The organism is Martinezella calliandrae (genome assembly GCF_030272695.1).
GTDB lineage: Bacteria > Pseudomonadota > Alphaproteobacteria > Rhizobiales > Rhizobiaceae > Rhizobium > Rhizobium calliandrae.
Genome location: NZ_JARFYN010000136.1, coordinates 1 through 1,822 on the forward strand (window position 1 = coordinate 1; position 1,822 = coordinate 1,822).

A 1,822-nucleotide genomic window follows, 5' to 3' on the forward strand; every position below is an offset into this window, starting at 1 on the left:
GAATTATGCGCAGTTCACCAGCCGGAAGTCGTCCGAGAATCCGACGGTTAAAGCCTCCTGCCTCAGCAATCTGCGCATAATTACGAGGTGCACATAATCGCAAGCGTATGCCCAGAGCCACGCTTTCATGGTTTTGCCTGAGCCGGGAACCAGCGTCGGCAAGGTCGTCTCGTCCGCAAAGACCCTCTCGCTGGCTTTGATACGCTCCAGAATGTAATCCGCCAGGATCCGCAACTCGAAGCCCAGATGCCCCATCCACTGGGCCATCAAAGAGCGACTGAGAACCACGCTGTCGCGCAGATAGATCGCCTCCTGGCGATAAAGCGGAAGACCGTCGGCATATTTCGACACGGCGATATAGGCCAGCAACCGTTCGCTCGGCAGCCCGCTTTCGATGATATGCGCTGGTGCCAAAGCCTGCAGCACGCCATCACGTTCCCTGAACGCATATTTGGGGCGGCGTGTGACGATGACCCTGAACTTCGGCGGTATGACATCGAGCCGCTCGGATCGATCTTCACCGATCAGAACTTTTTCCAAGCCCTGGCATTCTTCCGGGATCTCCGGCTCGATGACTTCCTCGATGCGTTCTAGATGCGCGGCAAAACCTTTGCGAGGCCGCGCCGCCCTCTTCGGCCGGTCTTTGTCTCCCTGGCCAAGTTCGCGATCAATCGCGGCAAGGCCAGTCTCGACCTCCTCAAACGCGAAGTCTATCTGCTCGTCATTGATCGCCAGCCGCAGACGCTCGGAGCGCGTACCATTTTGGGCACGCTGCAAAACCTTCAAGATCGCCGTCAAAGTGGTGATCCGCTCGTCGGCTTTCTGTTGGACAGCCTTCATTCGGGCGATTTCGGCCTCAGTCGCAGCCTTCTCCGCGCTCATCGCGATGATCATCGCTTTCAGCGCTTCGACGTCGTCAGGAAGGTCGGAACCAGGTAAAATCATGAGATGCACTAAAGCATAAAATCAGCCGATTTCCCAACACTTACAGCGACATGATTCATCTTGCCGCAGGCCTGTTCAGCCTGTCGAAAGCGGTCTGCGCACTTGGGAAGGCCTGATCCTTTTCCAGTCCATTCCGGCCAGAAGTGCCATCAACTGCGCATGGTCGAGACGGATGCGCGTGGCTGATTGCGTTGGCCAGTAAAAACCATTTTCCTCAAGAATTTTTGCGTAAAGGCAGATACCTGTACCGTCCCACCACACGATGCGGATCCGGTCTGCCCGTTTCGACCGGAAGACGTAAAGCGCGCCATTGAACGGATCGAGACCCCCATCCCGCACCAAGGCCATCAATGACGCAGCGCCCTTGCGGAAGTCGACCGGTTGGCATGACACGTAGACCACAACACCCGAAGCGATCATGCTTGCCGCACCGCCCTGACAATGCCGCTCAGAAGCGCCGGGTCAATCGAAGCGCTGACGCGAAGTGTCGTGTCACCCACCTCGATCTCGACAGTGTCCGTCCGCACCGCCTCGAAACGGGTAAAGGCCTCATCGTTTTCGGTTGCCTTTAGACGCTGAACCGAACCAGATGCGAGGGCTACGCGCCGCCATCCAAAGAGCTGCGACGGGTCCATTCCATGGGCACGCGCAACCGCAGACACATTCGCGCCCGGAGCCAGCGCTTGCTCCAGGATCAGAGCCTTCGCCTCATCCGACCACGATTTCGGTTTGCGCCGCGTTCGCACCGGCTCCGCCGTCAGAATTTCGAACGTACGACCCTGATTCATATCTTCACTCATAGGATTCCCAGCATGATTCATGCTGAAAATGAACGATTTCCCATCCTGGCGCTACGTGGGATGGCCTACGCGCTTAC

2 protein-coding genes and 1 pseudogene are annotated in these 1,822 nt (G+C 57.5%); all 3 read right to left on the reverse strand.

The window, feature by feature from the left end:
• Nucleotides 1–96: 96 nt before the first annotated feature.
• Nucleotides 97–945, reverse strand: a pseudogene (locus PY650_RS36315) (IS66 family transposase); the annotation flags it as partial.
• Nucleotides 946–1,020: 75 nt separating this feature from the next.
• Entirely contained in the window at nucleotides 1,021–1,365 is a 345-nt protein-coding gene (tnpB, locus tag PY650_RS36320) for an IS66 family insertion sequence element accessory protein TnpB (protein ID WP_285884922.1), read from the reverse strand.
• Nucleotides 1,362–1,733 (reverse strand): transposase, encoded by a 372-nt coding sequence (locus tag PY650_RS36325; protein WP_285884924.1) that lies wholly within the window; start codon nucleotides 1,731–1,733, stop codon nucleotides 1,362–1,364. Before PY650_RS36325 ends, tnpB begins: the two co-directional genes overlap by 4 nt.
• Nucleotides 1,734–1,822: the final 89 nt, after the last annotated feature.